The organism is Psychrobacter sp. NG27 (assembly GCF_016106655.1).
In the GTDB taxonomy this organism is placed as follows: Bacteria; Pseudomonadota; Gammaproteobacteria; order Pseudomonadales; family Moraxellaceae; genus Psychrobacter.
In genome coordinates, this window is record NZ_JADGIN010000001.1 from 255,882 (window position 1) to 271,800 (window position 15,919).

12 protein-coding genes are annotated in these 15,919 nt (G+C 43.1%); 5 read left to right on the plus strand and 7 right to left on the minus strand.

What is annotated here, in order from left to right; all coding sequences use genetic code 11:
- Positions 1-283: 283 nt before the first annotated feature.
- Both argJ and xthA read right to left on the minus strand, forming a co-directional pair.
- Positions 284-1,507: a bifunctional glutamate N-acetyltransferase/amino-acid acetyltransferase ArgJ gene (argJ, locus tag IP485_RS01015; RefSeq protein ID WP_198325623.1), complete on the minus strand. Its 1,224-nt coding sequence runs from the start codon at positions 1,505-1,507 to the stop codon at positions 284-286.
- Between the two features lie 83 nt (positions 1,508-1,590).
- Positions 1,591-2,415, minus strand: coding sequence for an exodeoxyribonuclease III (gene xthA / locus IP485_RS01020; RefSeq protein WP_197175836.1), 825 nt, complete (start codon positions 2,413-2,415; stop codon positions 1,591-1,593).
- Positions 2,416-2,646: 231 nt separating this feature from the next.
- Here xthA and IP485_RS01025 point away from each other — a divergent pair, with 231 nt between their 5' ends.
- From IP485_RS01025 to IP485_RS01045, 5 genes are all read left to right on the plus strand, one after another.
- Positions 2,647-3,234, plus strand: a complete 588-nt coding sequence (locus tag IP485_RS01025; RefSeq protein ID WP_198325624.1) for a hotdog domain-containing protein — start codon at positions 2,647-2,649, stop codon at positions 3,232-3,234.
- Between the two features lie 5 nt (positions 3,235-3,239).
- Positions 3,240-4,118: an ATP-binding cassette domain-containing protein gene (locus IP485_RS01030; protein ID WP_198325625.1), complete on the plus strand. Its 879-nt coding sequence runs from the start codon at positions 3,240-3,242 to the stop codon at positions 4,116-4,118.
- 88 nt (positions 4,119-4,206) lie between these two features.
- Entirely contained in the window at positions 4,207-5,001 is a 795-nt protein-coding gene (locus IP485_RS01035; protein ID WP_198325626.1) for an ABC transporter permease, read from the plus strand.
- A gap of 451 nt (positions 5,002-5,452) precedes the next feature.
- Entirely contained in the window at positions 5,453-7,150 is a 1,698-nt protein-coding gene (locus IP485_RS01040) for an AMP-binding protein (protein ID WP_194363184.1), read from the plus strand.
- 711 nt (positions 7,151-7,861) lie between these two features.
- Positions 7,862-9,562 (plus strand): AMP-binding protein, encoded by a 1,701-nt coding sequence (locus IP485_RS01045; RefSeq protein WP_198325627.1) that lies wholly within the window; start codon positions 7,862-7,864, stop codon positions 9,560-9,562.
- Between the two features lie 231 nt (positions 9,563-9,793).
- Here IP485_RS01045 and IP485_RS01050 read toward each other — a convergent pair whose 3' ends face one another.
- From IP485_RS01050 to sohB, 5 genes are all read right to left on the minus strand, one after another.
- The gene (locus IP485_RS01050; RefSeq protein WP_194363182.1) at positions 9,794-10,663 is read right to left on the minus strand and encodes an SDR family oxidoreductase; all 870 of its coding nucleotides are present in this window, start codon (positions 10,661-10,663) and stop codon (positions 9,794-9,796) included.
- Between the two features lie 171 nt (positions 10,664-10,834).
- The gene (locus IP485_RS01055) at positions 10,835-11,590 is read right to left on the minus strand and encodes a histidine phosphatase family protein (protein WP_198325628.1); all 756 of its coding nucleotides are present in this window, start codon (positions 11,588-11,590) and stop codon (positions 10,835-10,837) included.
- A gap of 47 nt (positions 11,591-11,637) precedes the next feature.
- On the minus strand, positions 11,638-12,945 hold the full coding sequence (locus IP485_RS01060) for a phosphotransferase family protein (RefSeq protein ID WP_198325629.1): 1,308 nt from the start codon (positions 12,943-12,945) through the stop codon (positions 11,638-11,640).
- Positions 12,946-13,306: 361 nt separating this feature from the next.
- Entirely contained in the window at positions 13,307-14,557 is a 1,251-nt protein-coding gene (locus IP485_RS01065; RefSeq protein WP_227686392.1) for an acyl-CoA dehydrogenase family protein, read from the minus strand.
- A 257-nt stretch (positions 14,558-14,814) separates the two neighbouring features.
- Complete coding sequence (gene sohB, locus IP485_RS01070) at positions 14,815-15,795, minus strand: protease SohB (protein WP_198325631.1); 981 nt, start codon at positions 15,793-15,795, stop codon at positions 14,815-14,817.
- Positions 15,796-15,919 lie beyond the last annotated feature (124 nt).

Consider the following 15,919-nt stretch of genomic DNA (forward strand, 5'->3'; position numbering starts at 1 on the left):
TATACTAAATTATTATTTCGAACACCTTACTTTGCCCTAGTAAAACCCAATAAGGCTATTTGCCGTTTACTGAGCTTAGTATAGGTCGCCCGTCGTCTTACCCTCTATGACTGCTTTGTAAAGTAACGTCAGCTTTTGCAACTGATGTTAATGCATCGTATGAAATAACAAGGTAAATTAATACTGGCTAAGCCAAATCTTAGATAATAGACAATAAAAAGCCAGAGTAGACTCTACTCTGGCTTCATGGTTAGGCTATCTAAAGATAATTTAAAACTATTGCCTAACTGCGATAATCAGCATTTATCTTCACATAATCATATGACAAATCGCAGGTATAAACCGTGTCATGGGCATCACCGCGTGCAAGACTGATACGAATGGTAATCTCAGACTGGCTCATAACCGCTTTGCCAGCTTCCTCTGTATAGCTGGCGGCGACACCGCCGTTCTGGCAAATCATAACGTCATCTAGATAGACATCAACTTGCTCGGTGTCTAGGTCTTCAATACCTGCATAGCCCACTGCTGCTAGAATGCGTCCCCAGTTTGCATCACTGGCAAAAAACGCTGTCTTTACCAATGGTGAATGCGCGACGGCATAAGCCACATCACAGCATTCCTGAGTGGTTTGACCGCCAGTTACTTTAACGGTCATAAACTTGGTCGCACCTTCGCCATCACGCACAATCAATTGTGCCAGACGTATAAACACCTCACTCAAAGCATCGAACACTACTTGATAATGAGGATGCGCTGGACCATCAATCATATCCGAGCTGGCAGCGCCTGTGGCAATCAAGACACAGCAGTCATTGGTTGAGGTATCGCCATCGACCGTGATGCGATTAAAAGACTGCTCATTGATGGCGCTGAGCATCTCTTGTAATACGTCAGCAGCGATATTGGCATCTGTCGCCACGTAACCGAGCATAGTGGCCATATTCGGGCGTATCATCCCTGAGCCTTTTGACATGCCCGTAATATGATAATGAGTTCCTGCTACTTCGATTTTTTGGCTGGCAAGTTTCGGAATGGTGTCCGTCGTGCGGATACCATTGGCCGCAGCCAGCCAACTATCAGCAGCTAAATTAGACAATGCGGCATCCAGACCTGCGATGACTGCGTCGCTATTCAATGGCTCGCCAATCACCCCGGTTGAGAATGGCAATACAGTGGCGACATCCACACCTGCTTTGTCTGCCAATGCAGCACAGATATCGATAGCACGGCGCTTGCCATCAGCACCCGTGCCTGCATTCGCATTACCCGTATTGGTCACCAAATAGCGCGGACTGACTTTAGCAAAATGCTCTCGCAATACCCGTACAGGCGCCGCACAAAACGTATTCTTAGTCGTAACAACCGCCGTCGTTGCCTGCTCATTGATTTCTATCACTACCAAATCGTCACGATTTTTATAACGTACGCCCGCGGCAGTTGCACTGAGCTTAATGCCATCAATGGGATAAATAGTATCAGGTACTGCTACATTGCCAACTGCCATAATAAAGTCCTTATTTGTGATATTTATCATTATTTGTAAAGTAAAAATTTATCGAATATAAAGTCATACTTGCTATCTGAGTATTACACTTTTTTTAAGTCGAATGCTGACCAAATCGGAGCATGGTCAGACGGTTTTTCCATTGCACGTAATTCGTAGCTGATACCAGCATCGACACAAGCATCAACCAAATCTGGTGTGCATAAGATATGATCGATACGCATTCCGCGCTTAGGCTCATCGTTAAAGCCGCGACTGCGATAATCAAACCAGCTATAAAGCTCTGTACTCTCTGGATAATGCAAACGATACGTATCGGTCAGCTCACGTGACATTAGATCGCTATACCATTCGCGCTCTTCTGGCAAAAACGAGGTTTTTCTATTTTTTAACCAACGTTTTGCATTGACTTCACCAATACCGATATCGATATCTTCTGGGGCAATGTTCATGTCACCCATGACAATAATCGAACGACCCTCAGCTTTTAATGTATCAATATAAGCCATTAAATCTGCATAATACGCCCGTTTCATTGGAAATTTGGTCGGGTGATCTTGGCTCTCTCCTTGCGGAAAATAACCATTAAGCACATCTACCTCACGTCCATCAAATTCATAGCGTGCGTGAATAAAACGCTTTTGCGCGTCTACCTCTTCGCCAGGAAAGCCCTTTTGTACAAATATAGGGGCAACCTTGGACAGTAATGCCACGCCATAATGCCCCTTTTGTCCAAAGTATTCTACGTGATACCCTATTCCTTCTACATCCCCTAGCGGAAACTGGTCGTCATGTACTTTTGTCTCTTGTAGACCCATGACATCAGGATCAATCACCTCCCGAACGGCCTCAAGCTGGTGCTGACGAGCACGAATACCATTGATATTAAAACTGACAAAACGGGTCATAAACTATCCTATACTAATTGATAAAATACAGTGCTGATACGAGCGAATGAGTTGCAAGCACCTATGATAGCAGACATAGGCTGAGCTAGCTGTTGCGCCGTCTTATATCTTCGGCTAGAGTAACGCTTGTGACAACGATAATAAACGCTATTCTTATAAATTCGCTAACTCACATCCTTATCATGAGGGCATGTCCTCAACCTTACTTATTAAAAAATACTGAGTATGATTATGACAACAACGATGCAAAAAAACACCCATACAGTTGGCAACGATGAAGTTGCCCCATTATTTGCCAAAGATTATAACGTCTATATTAATCATACTGATGCTGGCGGCATAGTCTACCATGCCAATCATTTGGTTTTTTTTGAAAACTGCCGCCGTGATTGGTTCACTGAACTTGGCTTGAACGGCTACTTTTTGCAGACCGATACGGGCGATGTGCAGCATTTTGTGGTCAGTCAGGCAGACTTGCGCTATACCAACGCCATTCTCTTAGATGAGATCATCAGTGTACGTGTCGATAAAGTAGAGCTAAAGCCTGCCAGCATGGTATTTTATCAAAGCATTCGTCGCACAGCACCTAATAATAATGTGATGGGAAATACAGCTGTCAGCAGTCAGATTTTGAGCAGCGCCAAGATTGTCATTGCTTGTGTACAAAATCAAGTCAAACCAAAGCCTATGGCAAATGATGAAAACGACAAATCTGACACTGTATCTACTGATGCACCGATGCGCCCTATTCGTGTACCCAAAAAACTGCGCGAGGCTATTGAACAGGCTATGAGCCAGCAACTGGTTGAGCATCAATAGACGCTATGAGCACTAATAGCGACAGTCCTATCATTGAGTTTAACCACCTTTGGTTTTACAGCAGGCCGACCACCAGCCTTGCTAAGGATACAGATACTAATATCGCTCAAATACAAGATAGCACTCAAAAAAAAGGTAATGCTCTCAGCACACGCTATCAGAAATGGACAAGTAAACGAGAGAAAGATACTGCATCTAGCAAGGCGCTGCCAGCTAACCCGCCAGCATTAATCAGCGATGTGAGTGGTATGCTGTTTTCAGGGCAAGTGACCGTCTTGACCGGTGCCTCTGGCAGTGGCAAGTCTGTACTACTACGACTGCTGGCTGGATTGCTTCCTATAAGTGCTGGTGACGTCCGTTTACGTAGCAAGGCTGAATTACTTAACACTGCCAAACCAAACAGTGATGTATATTACAGTATTCACGAAACAAGCTATATAGAGTGGCGTCAGCAAGTTGCGTTACTCTCGCAGCATCCACAACTGATAGAAGGCTCTGTCCTTGACAACCTAAAAATGCCTTATGATCTGCAAGCACATGAGTCTCAGACCTTTGATATTGATTGGCACATTGCTCAGCTTGTACATTTGGGTAAAAGCGCAGCGTTTTTGCAGCAAAATTCCAACTATCTATCTGGTGGCGAGCGGCAGCTGGTCAATACGTTGCGCTTACTACAACTCAACCCTCGAGTACTATTGCTGGATGAACCAACCGCTGCCTTAGATGTCGATACATCCGCGCAGTTGGTCAGCCTACTTATTCGTTGGTTACAAGCCGATAGGCAGCGTACATTGCTATGGGTCACTCACGATACCAAGGACATTATGCCATTGGCTGATAGACACTGGCATATGCAAGCAGGCGTATTGACTACCCTAGTCTAAATCGGCTGCTAAACTATGATATAAATCTTAAAATACAATATTCTGATTGTACGCCAACCTTCTCTTTACACCCTTATAATGAGCACATATGAGCGGGACAAATGATATGCAAGTGTTTTTAACATATGGTGATATCGCACTTGCTGGGAGCCTAATCCTCATCGTCCTTGTCGTATCATGGCAATTGCGTTTAAGGCTGACAAAGACACTACTAACGGCTGCTATCAGAACCATCGTACAACTGAGCTTTATTGGCCTGATATTGGCATGGGTGTTCGCACGCGAGCAATGGTACGAAGTACTGATCATTCTGACCATTATGACCTTGATTGCCGCAAGTGCTGCAAAAAACCGTGTCAAACGCAGTTATAAAGGTTTATTGGTAGACACACTACTGGCCGTTAGTACCTCAGCCGTATTGGTCACTGCGATAGCCATCCTAGCTATTTTGAGAGTCACTCCTTGGTACACGCCTCAATTTATTATCCCTATCTTAGGGCTAATACTTGGCAATTCTTTAACCGCCATTTCTTTGACCAGCAACCAATTGGTTGAGTCTTTTCATCAGCAGCAATCACGTATCGAGATGATGCTTAGCCTATCTGCCAAGCCATTTGAGGCCGTACATGAGCAAATACGAGCAGCGATTATTAATGGGATGACCCCGACCTTAAACTCTATGTTAGTCGTAGGTATTGTGAGCTTACCCGGTATGATGACAGGGCAAATACTGGCAGGTGCAGATCCTACCCAAGCCGTTCGTTATCAGATCATAACGATGTTTTTGATATGTGTGAGTAGCACACTTGGCTGTACCATCAGCGCTTTACTTATTTACCGACGATTTTTCAATAAAAACAGTCAGTTCATCCTACCTGAATGATCAAAATATTTACTGGCCCTCACCTCACTCAGCGATTACCTTTTCGGCTTCCCTTCCTTATATTCATTATTAAGCATATGATTTAATTCAGTTTATGTACTGAACAGTTTTGTAAATCCATATTGCTATCTGTTTTATTCATGCTAATGTATTGCTGAAATGTATCATTTTTTTGATACTCTAGCTGCTAACAATAGATGACCCTTATTGGGATATTTACTGTTTGTGTTATTTGTTTATACAATGATTTGGTTATTTATCTAAGGCATTTCTTAGTACTGGCTGATTGGTATTGTACCGTACTAACAAGCGCTAGCAGTCTGTCAATATACAAGGACGTTATTGCACCCAGTAACCTATAAACCCTATCAATACTGGTTAATAATACTGATATATGTATGGCTGATTTCTTATAAACCTTAACCCATATTACATTGCAAGGACGCTCACTATGTCGCCGAACAAACCTTGGCTCTCCCAATATCCTACAAGTGTGCCAAAAACCATTGACCCTGATAGATATATCAGCATCATGGAGCTTTACGAAGAATGCTTCGATCGTTTCCGTGGACACCCGATGAGTATTTGTATGGGCGTGACTCATACTTATGGCGACATTGATAAGGCCTCACTCGCAGTTGCATCCTGGTTACAAGCGCAAGGGCTTCCTAAAGGTAGCGTCGTCGCGCTTATGATGCCAAACGTCCCGCAATATCTGCCAACTATGATCGGGATTTTGCGGGCGGGCTACGTGTGCACCCCTGTCAACCCGTTGTATACAGGTCGTGAGCTGCGTCATCAATTAAATGACTCTGGTGCACAAGCTATTTTTGTGGTGGATAACTTTGCCCAAGCCTTAGAGCAAGTAATCGACGAGACGGCCATCAAACGCGTTATCCTATCAAAGATGGGCGATATGATGGGACTAAAAGGTATCTTGGTCAATACTATCATTCGCCAAGTCAAACGTTTGGTGCCTAAATACAATCTTAACGATCCCAAATACCATGTCACTAAGTTTCCTGAAGTATTGAAAAAAGGCAAAAACCTACCTTTTCAAAAACCAAAACTGTTACTGGATCAAAAAGCATTTTTACAATATACCGGTGGTACAACAGGCCTCTCTAAAGGTGCTATTTTGTCACAACGCAATATCGTAGCAGCAGCCATGCAATCAGAAGCATGGACACGGCCTATCACATCAGAGATCAATGAAGTATATATCAATATGGTCATGGCGCTACCGCTGTATCATATTTTTGCTTTTATGCTAAGCCTACTGGGCATGCGCTCAGGCTATACCTTTATATTGGTACCCAATCCGCGCGATATGCCCGGATTTGTCAAAACGTTATCAAAACAGCCTTTCCATATCTTTCCTGCCGTTAATACCCTATTTAAAGGACTGCTTGATACACCAAGCTTCACACAGCTGGACTTCAGCTCTCTGCGTATCTCCCAAGCTGGTGGTATGGCAGCGACTGAGCAGACAGCTGCACGCTGGCTTGAGGTGACTGGTTGTCCTATGGTCGAGGGTTGGGGTATGACCGAAGGCGTGGCAGCAGGCACCGCCAACATCGTGACGGATCACAAATTCAATGGCACCATCGGTTTGCCACTGCCTAGTGTCGATATGATTGTGATTGATGATGAAGGCCGGCGTGTTGACACTAATGAAGCGGGCGAGATGTGTATTAAAGGCCCTAACGTAACCTCTGGATACCTGAACAGAGACAGTAGTGATGACTTTACTAGTGATGGCTATTTCCGTACTGGTGATATTGTCAGTATGGATGAAAAAGGCTATTTCACCTTACTAGATCGTAAAAAAGACATGATTTTAGTCTCAGGTTTCAATGTATTCCCGAATGAGATTGAATCTGTCATGCTTGACTGCCCAGGCATTATTGACTGTGCGGTGATTGGTATTCCGGATGATCGCCAAGGTGAGGCTGTCAAGATATACATAGTGCCTGAAGACAATAACGTCACCAAAGAAGTGGTGACAGAATTTGCTCTAGACAATCTCACTGGCTATAAGTGTCCACGTCATATTGAGTTTGTCAGTGAATTACCAAAAAGTAATGTCGGTAAAGTATTGCGTCAAAAGTTGCGTGAAAAGCATGATGCAGATCGTCCACAGCGATAGACAGTCATTATCCTTTTGATAAAAGAAACGCTATTTTCTATTAATGCCTATGTTTATAGAACTTGAGTAATATCCAATTTAAATCATGGCTTACTCTTATTAAAAAGCATCTTATATTAGATATAGGATGCTTTTCGTACTGATCGAATATAAATGGGTGCTGATTATCATTATCTAATGAACGACTTTATCTTTTTTATCAACCATTTGTCTTGTTTATCTTGCAACATATATTTTTATACATATCAAATCTAATTGTAAACTAAGCAGTTCTTTTATGAGAATAACGAGAACGGTTGTCTTTATGTTAATGTAACGTCAAAATATTTCACTATAGTTTCTGCCAGTTAATTTGTTTGATTTTAAGATAAGTGAGCTGACGGAGTATAACTAGAGACAATATTTTCGATATGGGATCAATAATTGGCTTCTTAATCCAATTAAGGGGTTAGATTAAAATTTATAAGGATCTCTTTATTTCAGCAGTATGTGAACAAAATGGGATAGCACTCGACATTTTATTATGTTGTCAGTAATAAAAAGTTGACATGGATGTGACTACTTTTTTATCGAGCCTTAACTTATATCACTCAAAAATGAGGATAGTGAAAAAAACGCGTGTAAATGTTCTGCATTGTAGATTATACGAGTTTGACATCTCTATTCATATTTTTGGGTTTGATATTATATCAATACTTAAGGACGTCACTCATGACAATAGATAAGCCTTGGCTTGCCCAATATCCAGCAAATGTACCTAAAACGATTAACCCTGATCAGTATGAAAGCCTCATAGAGCTTTATGAAGAATGCTTTAATCGTTTTCGTATGCATCCGATGACTATTTGTATGGGTGTGACTCATACGTATGGTGATGTTGATAATGCGTCTCTTGCGGTAGCAGCATGGTTACAAGCGCAAGGCCTTCCTAAAGGCAGTGTTGTGGCACTTATGATGCCGAATGTCCCGCAATATCTACCAATCATGATTGGCATCTTGCGTGCAGGCTATGTTTGCACCCCTATCAATCCACTATATACAGGCCGTGAGCTGCGTCATCAATTGAATGATTCAGGTGCTCAGGTTATTTTTGTGGTGGATAACTTTGCTCAAGCGCTCGAGCAAGTGATTGAAGAGACAAACATCAAGCGTATCGTCCTATCGAAAATGGGCGATATGATGGGCTTGAAAGGTATTTTGGTCAACACGGTTATCCGTCAAGTCAAACGTCTGGTGCCCAAGTACAATCTGAATGACCCTAAATACAATGTGACCAAGTTTCCTGAAGTGCTCAAAAAAGGTAAAAACCTACCGATACAAGCACCCAAGACCACATTGCAACAAAAGGCTATCTTGCAATATACCGGTGGTACGACTGGTCTATCCAAAGGCGCCGTTTTGACGCAGCGCAATGTCGTCGCTGCAGCCATGCAGTCAGAAGCTTGGTACCGTCCTGTTACCTCAGATATCAATGAAGTCTACATCAATATGGTCATGGCGTTACCGCTGTATCATATTTTTGCTTTTATGCTGAGCCTACTTGGTATGCGCTCAGGTTATACCTTTATATTGATACCCAATCCACGTGATATGCCTGGGTTTATTAAGACTTTGTCAAAGCAGCCCTTTCATATATTCCCTGCGGTCAATACCCTATTTAAAGGCTTGCTAGATCAGCCAAACTTTAAAAATCTTGACTTTAGCGCACTACGTATCACTCAGGCTGGCGGTATGGCGGCCACTGAACAGACCGCTGCAAAATGGCTTGAGATTACTGGCTGCCCGATGGTTGAAGGTTGGGGTATGACAGAAGGGGTTGCCGGCGGCACGGCCAATGTTATTACTGAGCGTAAGTTCAACGGGACTATTGGTGTACCAGTGCCTAGTGTCGATATCATCGTAATCGATGACAATGGCCAGCGTGTTGGTATGAATCAAGCGGGTGAGATGTGTATTAAGGGCCCGAATGTCATGTCAGGCTACTTTAATTCAGATATTACCAATGACTTCACCAGTGATGGCTATTTCCGTACTGGTGATATTGTTAGCATGGATGAAAAAGGCTATTTTACCTTGCTTGATCGCAAAAAAGACATGATTTTGGTGTCAGGTTTTAACGTGTTTCCGAATGAGATTGAATCTGTTATGCTCGATTGCAACGGTATCGTTGAGTGTGCGGTTATTGGCATCCCTGATGAAAACCAAGGTGAAGCCGTTAAAATATATATCGTCCCTGCAGACAACAATGTGACCAAAGAGACTATCAAAGAGTTTGCCTTAGAGAATTTGACGGGCTATAAATGCCCACGTCACATTGAGTTTGTGAGCGAGCTGCCAAAGAGTAATGTCGGTAAGGTGCTGCGTCAAAAGCTACGCGAACAACATATATCGGACAACCCGAGGACATTATAGTATTTACGTTATGTCTTGAGATGTTGTACATCTAACTAAAAAAGGCCTTCCACATCACAATGTAGAAGGCCTTTTCATATAGTATCGATAGGTATTAACAGCGTATCTGACTTTCTAGGTTTGGTATAGTTGAGTTCAAATAATTCCGATACAAGGAAACCGAGTGCAAGCGATACATTAGTATGGTTAGCGAGGATGACGATGTAGCGGATTTACATGGATTTGACTATATTAGCTTAAACGACTCATCACTGGTAATGGTAAGTGTTTCATCGCTTGACCAACTACCGACCATGGCATACTTGGCACACAAGCCTCATCTACCTCTGCTTCAATCGCCGCGACAATTGCTCTGGTTCCGGTATCTGTGTCCACTTCAAATGGCAAGGGTTTGGCATTTTCATTGATTTCGGTACGAATATAGCCTGGATAGATAGTAGAAACCTTGATCGGCAGTTTGGTCAAGAGCATATCAGAACGAATGCCTTCTGCAAGATGAGCCAAGCCCGCTTTACTCGCGCCATAGGCAGTCAAATGCTTAGGCAAACCGCGCATTGCTGACATGCTAGAGATAACGACTAGATGACCGCTGTTCTGCGCTCGAAAAATATTCATGGCCGCTTCACATTGAGCCAATGCCGAGATGAAATTGATCTCAACCGTATGGCGGTTGGTATCAAAGCGCCCTTTCCCAATGCGGCGACTGTCACCAACGCCAGCATTGACCACAACTCGATCAATACGTCCAAAGTCAGCAGCGAATGCATCAAACACCTCAAAAATCGTGTCATAGTCACTGACATCCAGTACACGATACTCAACACGAATATTCGGATACTGGGCGGTTAGCTCTGATTTTAGCTGCTCCAAACGATCAGTACGGCGTGCACATATCGCAAGATTATAACCGAGCTCAGCAAAAATCTTAGCCATCCCCTCACCAAGACCCGAACTTGCGCCTGTAACGAGTACCGTTTTACCTTTGCCTATTTGTTGCTTATGTAAGCCTTTTAAATAACGTGATGGCTGAATCGCACTGGCAATCTTATTTTTGCGTGCACGAGCGCTGCTTGTGACCAAACTTATTAGCTTATTTTTCATAGACAATCCTTGGTGTACCAATATTGAGCAGAATCAACTTTTTGACGCTCATACTTATAAAACACAAGCGTATGTAATGCCTACCCTGTGGCCCATAATTGTCATCAATTCTGACGATAACAATAATTATAGACCTTAGCGACTGGCATTATTAATATAGCATGCTCAAGATTACCGCCATGTCACAAAGCGTTTGCCTTCAGAAAACAAATGGCTGTATTCATTCAAGGATAATAAGCGGCTACTTTGATCTTTTAGAGTAATAGATGTCACGCCAGTATTTACCAAGCTTTTATTTAACTGATAAGCGGTCTGACTGCCTTGTTTTAATAACTGTGCAGTAATCGCGGCGATGACACCGCCTGAAGTAAAGACCAGCACGGTACTGTCATGACCCAAACCCAAACTGGTTATTTTGGTACGTATTTGTTCAAGTGCTTGCTGAGTGCGGTTATGGAACTGTGGCCAGCTCTCAATATAATCCTGATCATTGTCCCCTGCATGCCAACGCTGCATCGCTTGGTCAAATAGCTCTGCCAGACGGGTGGCTGGCATTGCTGATTTAGCCATATCAGTCGATATCTCAGCACGGTTGCCAGCAGCATTTGCAGACTTTACAAACACGTCTTTATGATTGAATTCATCAAACTGCGGTAATACATAACCAGAAGGCTCATCCAGATTGATTGCTGGTACAACAGAGTCGCCATTGGCCGTCATAGAAGGCTCATAGCGTTTCCAAAAATGGTGAGCAGAGTCCTGTTGCCTCACCAAGCTACCAGTAAATATTGCATCGATACGGCGCTGTGTGGTGGCATAATGCTGACCCAACATTTGCGCCTGAATCGTACCAAGCTCTGAGAGCTGATCGTAATTTTCTTGTCCAAAAGATGCTTGACCATGACGTGCTAAAAGTATGGTTGTCATAAAATAATGCCCTTTATCATATTTTCCAGCGTGTTTACTTTGGATGTTTACGCGTCAGGTGACTGAGAGGATTTGGCAAGATAACCTTTTGGTAAAATACCCTTAATCACTTTTTGTACAGGGCTTGGTAGCTGTTCGATGGTAGCGGCGTCAATGCCCATATCTTCTAAATGCGGCTGAACGTGTGCACTGAATAGTGCTTCACCCTCGTACTGAGCAATAAGTTTGAGGCACTTAGCATGCATGACATGAATGGCAAGCCAAGCATTTTTAAAAGCAGGGTTGGTGGTTTGTTTATGATAATAGCGATAGTAAATCTGCTGAATAATGCCTGAGAGACGGAATAAACCGAATACCTCATAGAAAGTCCAGTTGTCTATCTCTAAGCCTGATTGCTCAAGATAGTAAGCAACTACTTCATCGCGTGTCATCATACCTTCTAAATGGGTTGGCTGTCGACGGAACTGCTGCATCACAATATTGTCATCTTCTTCAATCCAATAAGCCAATGCACTACCCAAATCCATCAATGGATCACCAAGGGTGGCCATTTCCCAGTCAAGAACGCCAATGACTTTGGTGGGATCAGCCACATCGAGTATCACATTATCAAAGCGCCAATCGTTATGAATAATACAGGTTTTGCTATCGGCAGGAGTATGTTTGTTAAGCCACTGTCTGACCAATGCAAAGCTTGGCACATTAGGTGTTTTTGCTTTGACATAGCGCTTATCCCAACCACTTACCTGACGCGCGCAATAGCCGTCACCGCGACCCAAATCAACCAAATCAGGATGCTCGGTATAGTCTATTTGATGCAGCTCAACCAAAGCGTCTAAAACATTGGTACAAAGCAGACGAATTTGTTCAGGGTCTAAATCGACACCTTTTGGCAGGTTAGCACGAGGAATAATGCCTTCCATGCGCTCCATCACATAGAAGTCCGCGCCAATGACTGATTCGTCTGTACATAGCGCTATCATCTCTGGCACATAAGGATAGGCGTCTTTTAATGCTTTTTGAACCGTATGTTCGCGTACCATATCATGGGCAGACTTGGCTTTGGTGCCTTTTGGTGGACGGCGTAATATCAGATCTTGACCTTTTTCATCGCCTGCGCGCTCGTACTGTAAGCGATACGTCCAGTTCGATGCACCACCTGAAAACTGCGTGACGGTAGGTTCACCTACCACATCGATGCCTTGGCTACGAAGCCATTCGCTAACGGCTTTGGCATCTAGCTCTTCGCCATCACGTACTTCGCCGCCTGTGTCTAGTACTTTATTATTCGTTGAGGTATCTTTAATGCCAGTATTATCGGCAGGATTATTATCAGCAGGGTTATCAATTGCCATGAGACAGTCCTTATCATGTGGTCATTTATTTTTATAATATGTGTTAGGCGGGTCTTTAATTCACTCAATAGTCATCTAGATGAGATAAAAAGGGCCAAATCTTGCCAAACATCGTCAAATAGTTGATTAATATTCCGATATTATCTACGCTACTTTTCTTGTTTGACGACAATTTATCACCATTTTTAAAATGAAGACACGCCCTAGTGATAAAACATCAGTAGTGATGAAAAATTCACCACTAAATGATTAGTAGTGAACTTTCAATTACCGCATTACCATCCTAATTTTGATGGCATTTTGGCGGTGAATAGGCAGCGAAATTGTAGTCATTCTGCCTAGCCCCTTATCCATATAAATATTAAGATTTTTCAGACTTAGCAGAACGGCTGAAGCCTTGACGTTTCAACTCTAGTTTGGCAATCATGGTTTTATGTACTTCATCAGGACCATCTGCCAAACGTAGTACACGTGCTTGAGCATAGAAGTTTGGTAGTAATGTGTCTTGGCAGACTCCCATACCCCCATGAATCTGAATAGCCATATCGACTACTTCTTGTAATACAGTTGGCGCCACGACTTTGATAGCAGAGATTTCAGTCAATGCTGCTTTGGTACCGTGAGCATCCATCTTCTGTGCAGCATATAAGGTCATCAAACGAGCTTGATCAATCTTGATGCGTGCTTCAGCGATACGCTCAAAGTTACCACCCAATTGTAGTAATGGCTTACCAAAGGCAGTACGTGACATACCGCGCTTAACAGCCAATTCAAGAGACTTTTCGGCAGCGCCAATACAGCGCATGCAATGATGGATACGGCCTGGCCCTAAACGACCTTGCGCAATTTCAAAGCCTTTACCTGGTCCACCAATAAAGTGACTGACTGGCACACGCACATTCTCAAAGCTAATCTCGCCATGTCCGTGCGGTGCGTCATAATCACCAAATACTTTGAGCATACGTTTGATGTTCACACCTGGTGTGTTGACCGGTACAAGCACCATTGAATGTTGATGATGACGATCTGCGCTTTCATCAGCGGTGTATGCCATGACAATTAGAATATCAACCGCAGGATCGCCAAGACCAGATGACCACCATTTGCTACCGTTTATGACAATCTCATCGCCATCGACTACAGCGGTTGCTTCCATATTGGTTGCATCACTTGATGCGACATCAGGCTCAGTCATACAAAACACAGAGCGCGTCTTACCTTCTAGGATTGGTGTGAGCCACTTGTCTTGCTGCTCTTGAGTACCGTAGCGCCACAACAGCTCCATATTGCCACTATCAGGCGCATTACAGTTGAATACATGAGGCGCAAGCAAACTGCGACCAGTTAGCTCTGCGATAGGTGCATAATCAGTGACTGAAAGCCCTGCTCCTAGGGTGTCATCAGGCAAGAATAAATTCCATAAACCTTCTTCACGTGCTTGCTTACGCAGGTTTTCGTAGGCTTCTGGCCACTCCCAGTTTTCCCAATTACCATCAGGATTTTTCTTATGACATTCTTCCCAGAATTGCGCTTCGATTGGCTCAATGTGCATTTCAATGAACGCTTTGACTTTGGCATGCATGGCTTGACCATGTTCTGTTGCGGTAAACATTAAATTGTCGTTAGACATAAATGACTTCCTTTTCTTTATTGATTGTCTAAATCAAGTGTTGATAAAAAGCTCTACTAGAGCTTTAGTGCACGTACGTATACTGTTTTCTGTATGCTACATTTATAACACAGCAATTATCAATAAACAGCAAAAAGGCGCGACCAGCTAGGCCACGCCTTTTACAAAATACAAACAATGTACAAATATTTATTTATCCTGAAAAAATCATCTATCGAATATCATGATGATATTTAACATTATTTTAGGATATTCAAACGGCTGTTAAGATCGAAACGCGCGAGCGCATCAGGCAGTTTATCGACTGCCATACTCAACGTTGCTTCAGCTGCTTGAGCCAAACCTAGCTTTTCAGCGAGTGTTGGCTTTTGACGTGAATGTAGTGCATACACTTCACTGTCTTCCATACGCTCTAGAATATAGCTATCTGACGTTTGCAAGCTATCCACCAGTTTAAGTTTTAGTGCATCTTCACCATACCAATGCTCGCCAGTGGCCACTTTTGCCACATCTAGTGTTGGACGGTAGTTATTGACAAAGTGTTTGAATAGCTCGTGAGTCTGCTCTAGTTCTTCTTGATACTTGGCGCGATCTTCTGCATCGTTCTCACCGAACACAGTGACTGTGCGCTTGTAATCACCCGCAGTAAACATCTCATAATCTACATCATGGTTTTTTAGCCACTTATGGAAGTTTGGCAATTGTGAGACCACGCCAATTGAGCCAATAATAGCAAATGGTGCGGCCACCACTTTATCTGCGACGCAAGCCATCATATAGCCACCGCTCGCGGCAACTTTATCCACACAGACAGTCAGTTTTAGACCTGCATCTTTTAAGCGAACCAATTGCGCAGCGGCCAAACCATAACCATGCACCACACCACCGCCTGACTCAAGACGTACAATGACTTCATCACCCTTATTCGCGCTACTGATCAACGTACTAATTTCCTCACGCAAGTGCTTGACTGCGGTGGCTTTGATATCACCATCAAAATCAAGGACGAAGACTTGTGCTTTGTCATCAGTATGTTTTTTCTTATTCTTGGTTTTTACTTTTAGCGCCTGTTTGGCTTTCTTAGCCATCGTTTTTCTAAACTGCTTAAGCGCCGCTTTACCTTGAGTGGCTTCCATTAAGTCTTCACGGCGGTGCTCTTGATTTTTATTTAGATGGATAACTCGCAGTTCAACAGGGTTTTTGGTTGGATGAAATAGCATGATTACAAATCCTCAAGTCAGTAGATATATCAGTATGGCTGTTTTTATTAGCGTGCGGTTGATATAGGCACGACTCGCTCTATTTTCAAGCGAGACAGTTATCTTTTGCTCAATATAAAGAGGG

Bases quoted from the DNA above. Each gene is read 5' to 3' on its own strand.
- IP485_RS01055 (WP_198325628.1), bottom strand. From the start codon at position 11,590: ATGACAACCATACTTTTAGCACGTCATGGTCAAGCATCTTTTGGACAA.
- IP485_RS01045 (WP_198325627.1), top strand. From the start codon at position 7,862: ATGACAATAGATAAGCCTTGGCTTGCCCAATATCCAGCAAATGTACCT.
- IP485_RS01040 (WP_194363184.1), top strand. From the start codon at position 5,453: ATGTCGCCGAACAAACCTTGGCTCTCCCAATATCCTACAAGTGTGCCA.
- IP485_RS01060 (WP_198325629.1), bottom strand. From the start codon at position 12,945: ATGGCAATTGATAACCCTGCTGATAATAATCCTGCCGATAATACTGGC.
- IP485_RS01030 (WP_198325625.1), top strand. From the start codon at position 3,240: ATGAGCACTAATAGCGACAGTCCTATCATTGAGTTTAACCACCTTTGG.
- IP485_RS01065 (WP_227686392.1), bottom strand. From the start codon at position 14,557: ATGTTTACCGCAACAGAACATGGTCAAGCCATGCATGCCAAAGTCAAA.
- xthA (WP_197175836.1), bottom strand. From the start codon at position 2,415: ATGACCCGTTTTGTCAGTTTTAATATCAATGGTATTCGTGCTCGTCAG.
- IP485_RS01050 (WP_194363182.1), bottom strand. From the start codon at position 10,663: ATGAAAAATAAGCTAATAAGTTTGGTCACAAGCAGCGCTCGTGCACGC.
- argJ (WP_198325623.1), bottom strand. From the start codon at position 1,507: ATGGCAGTTGGCAATGTAGCAGTACCTGATACTATTTATCCCATTGAT.
- sohB (WP_198325631.1), bottom strand. From the start codon at position 15,795: ATGCTATTTCATCCAACCAAAAACCCTGTTGAACTGCGAGTTATCCAT.
- IP485_RS01025 (WP_198325624.1), top strand. From the start codon at position 2,647: ATGACAACAACGATGCAAAAAAACACCCATACAGTTGGCAACGATGAA.
- IP485_RS01035 (WP_198325626.1), top strand. From the start codon at position 4,207: ATGAGCGGGACAAATGATATGCAAGTGTTTTTAACATATGGTGATATC.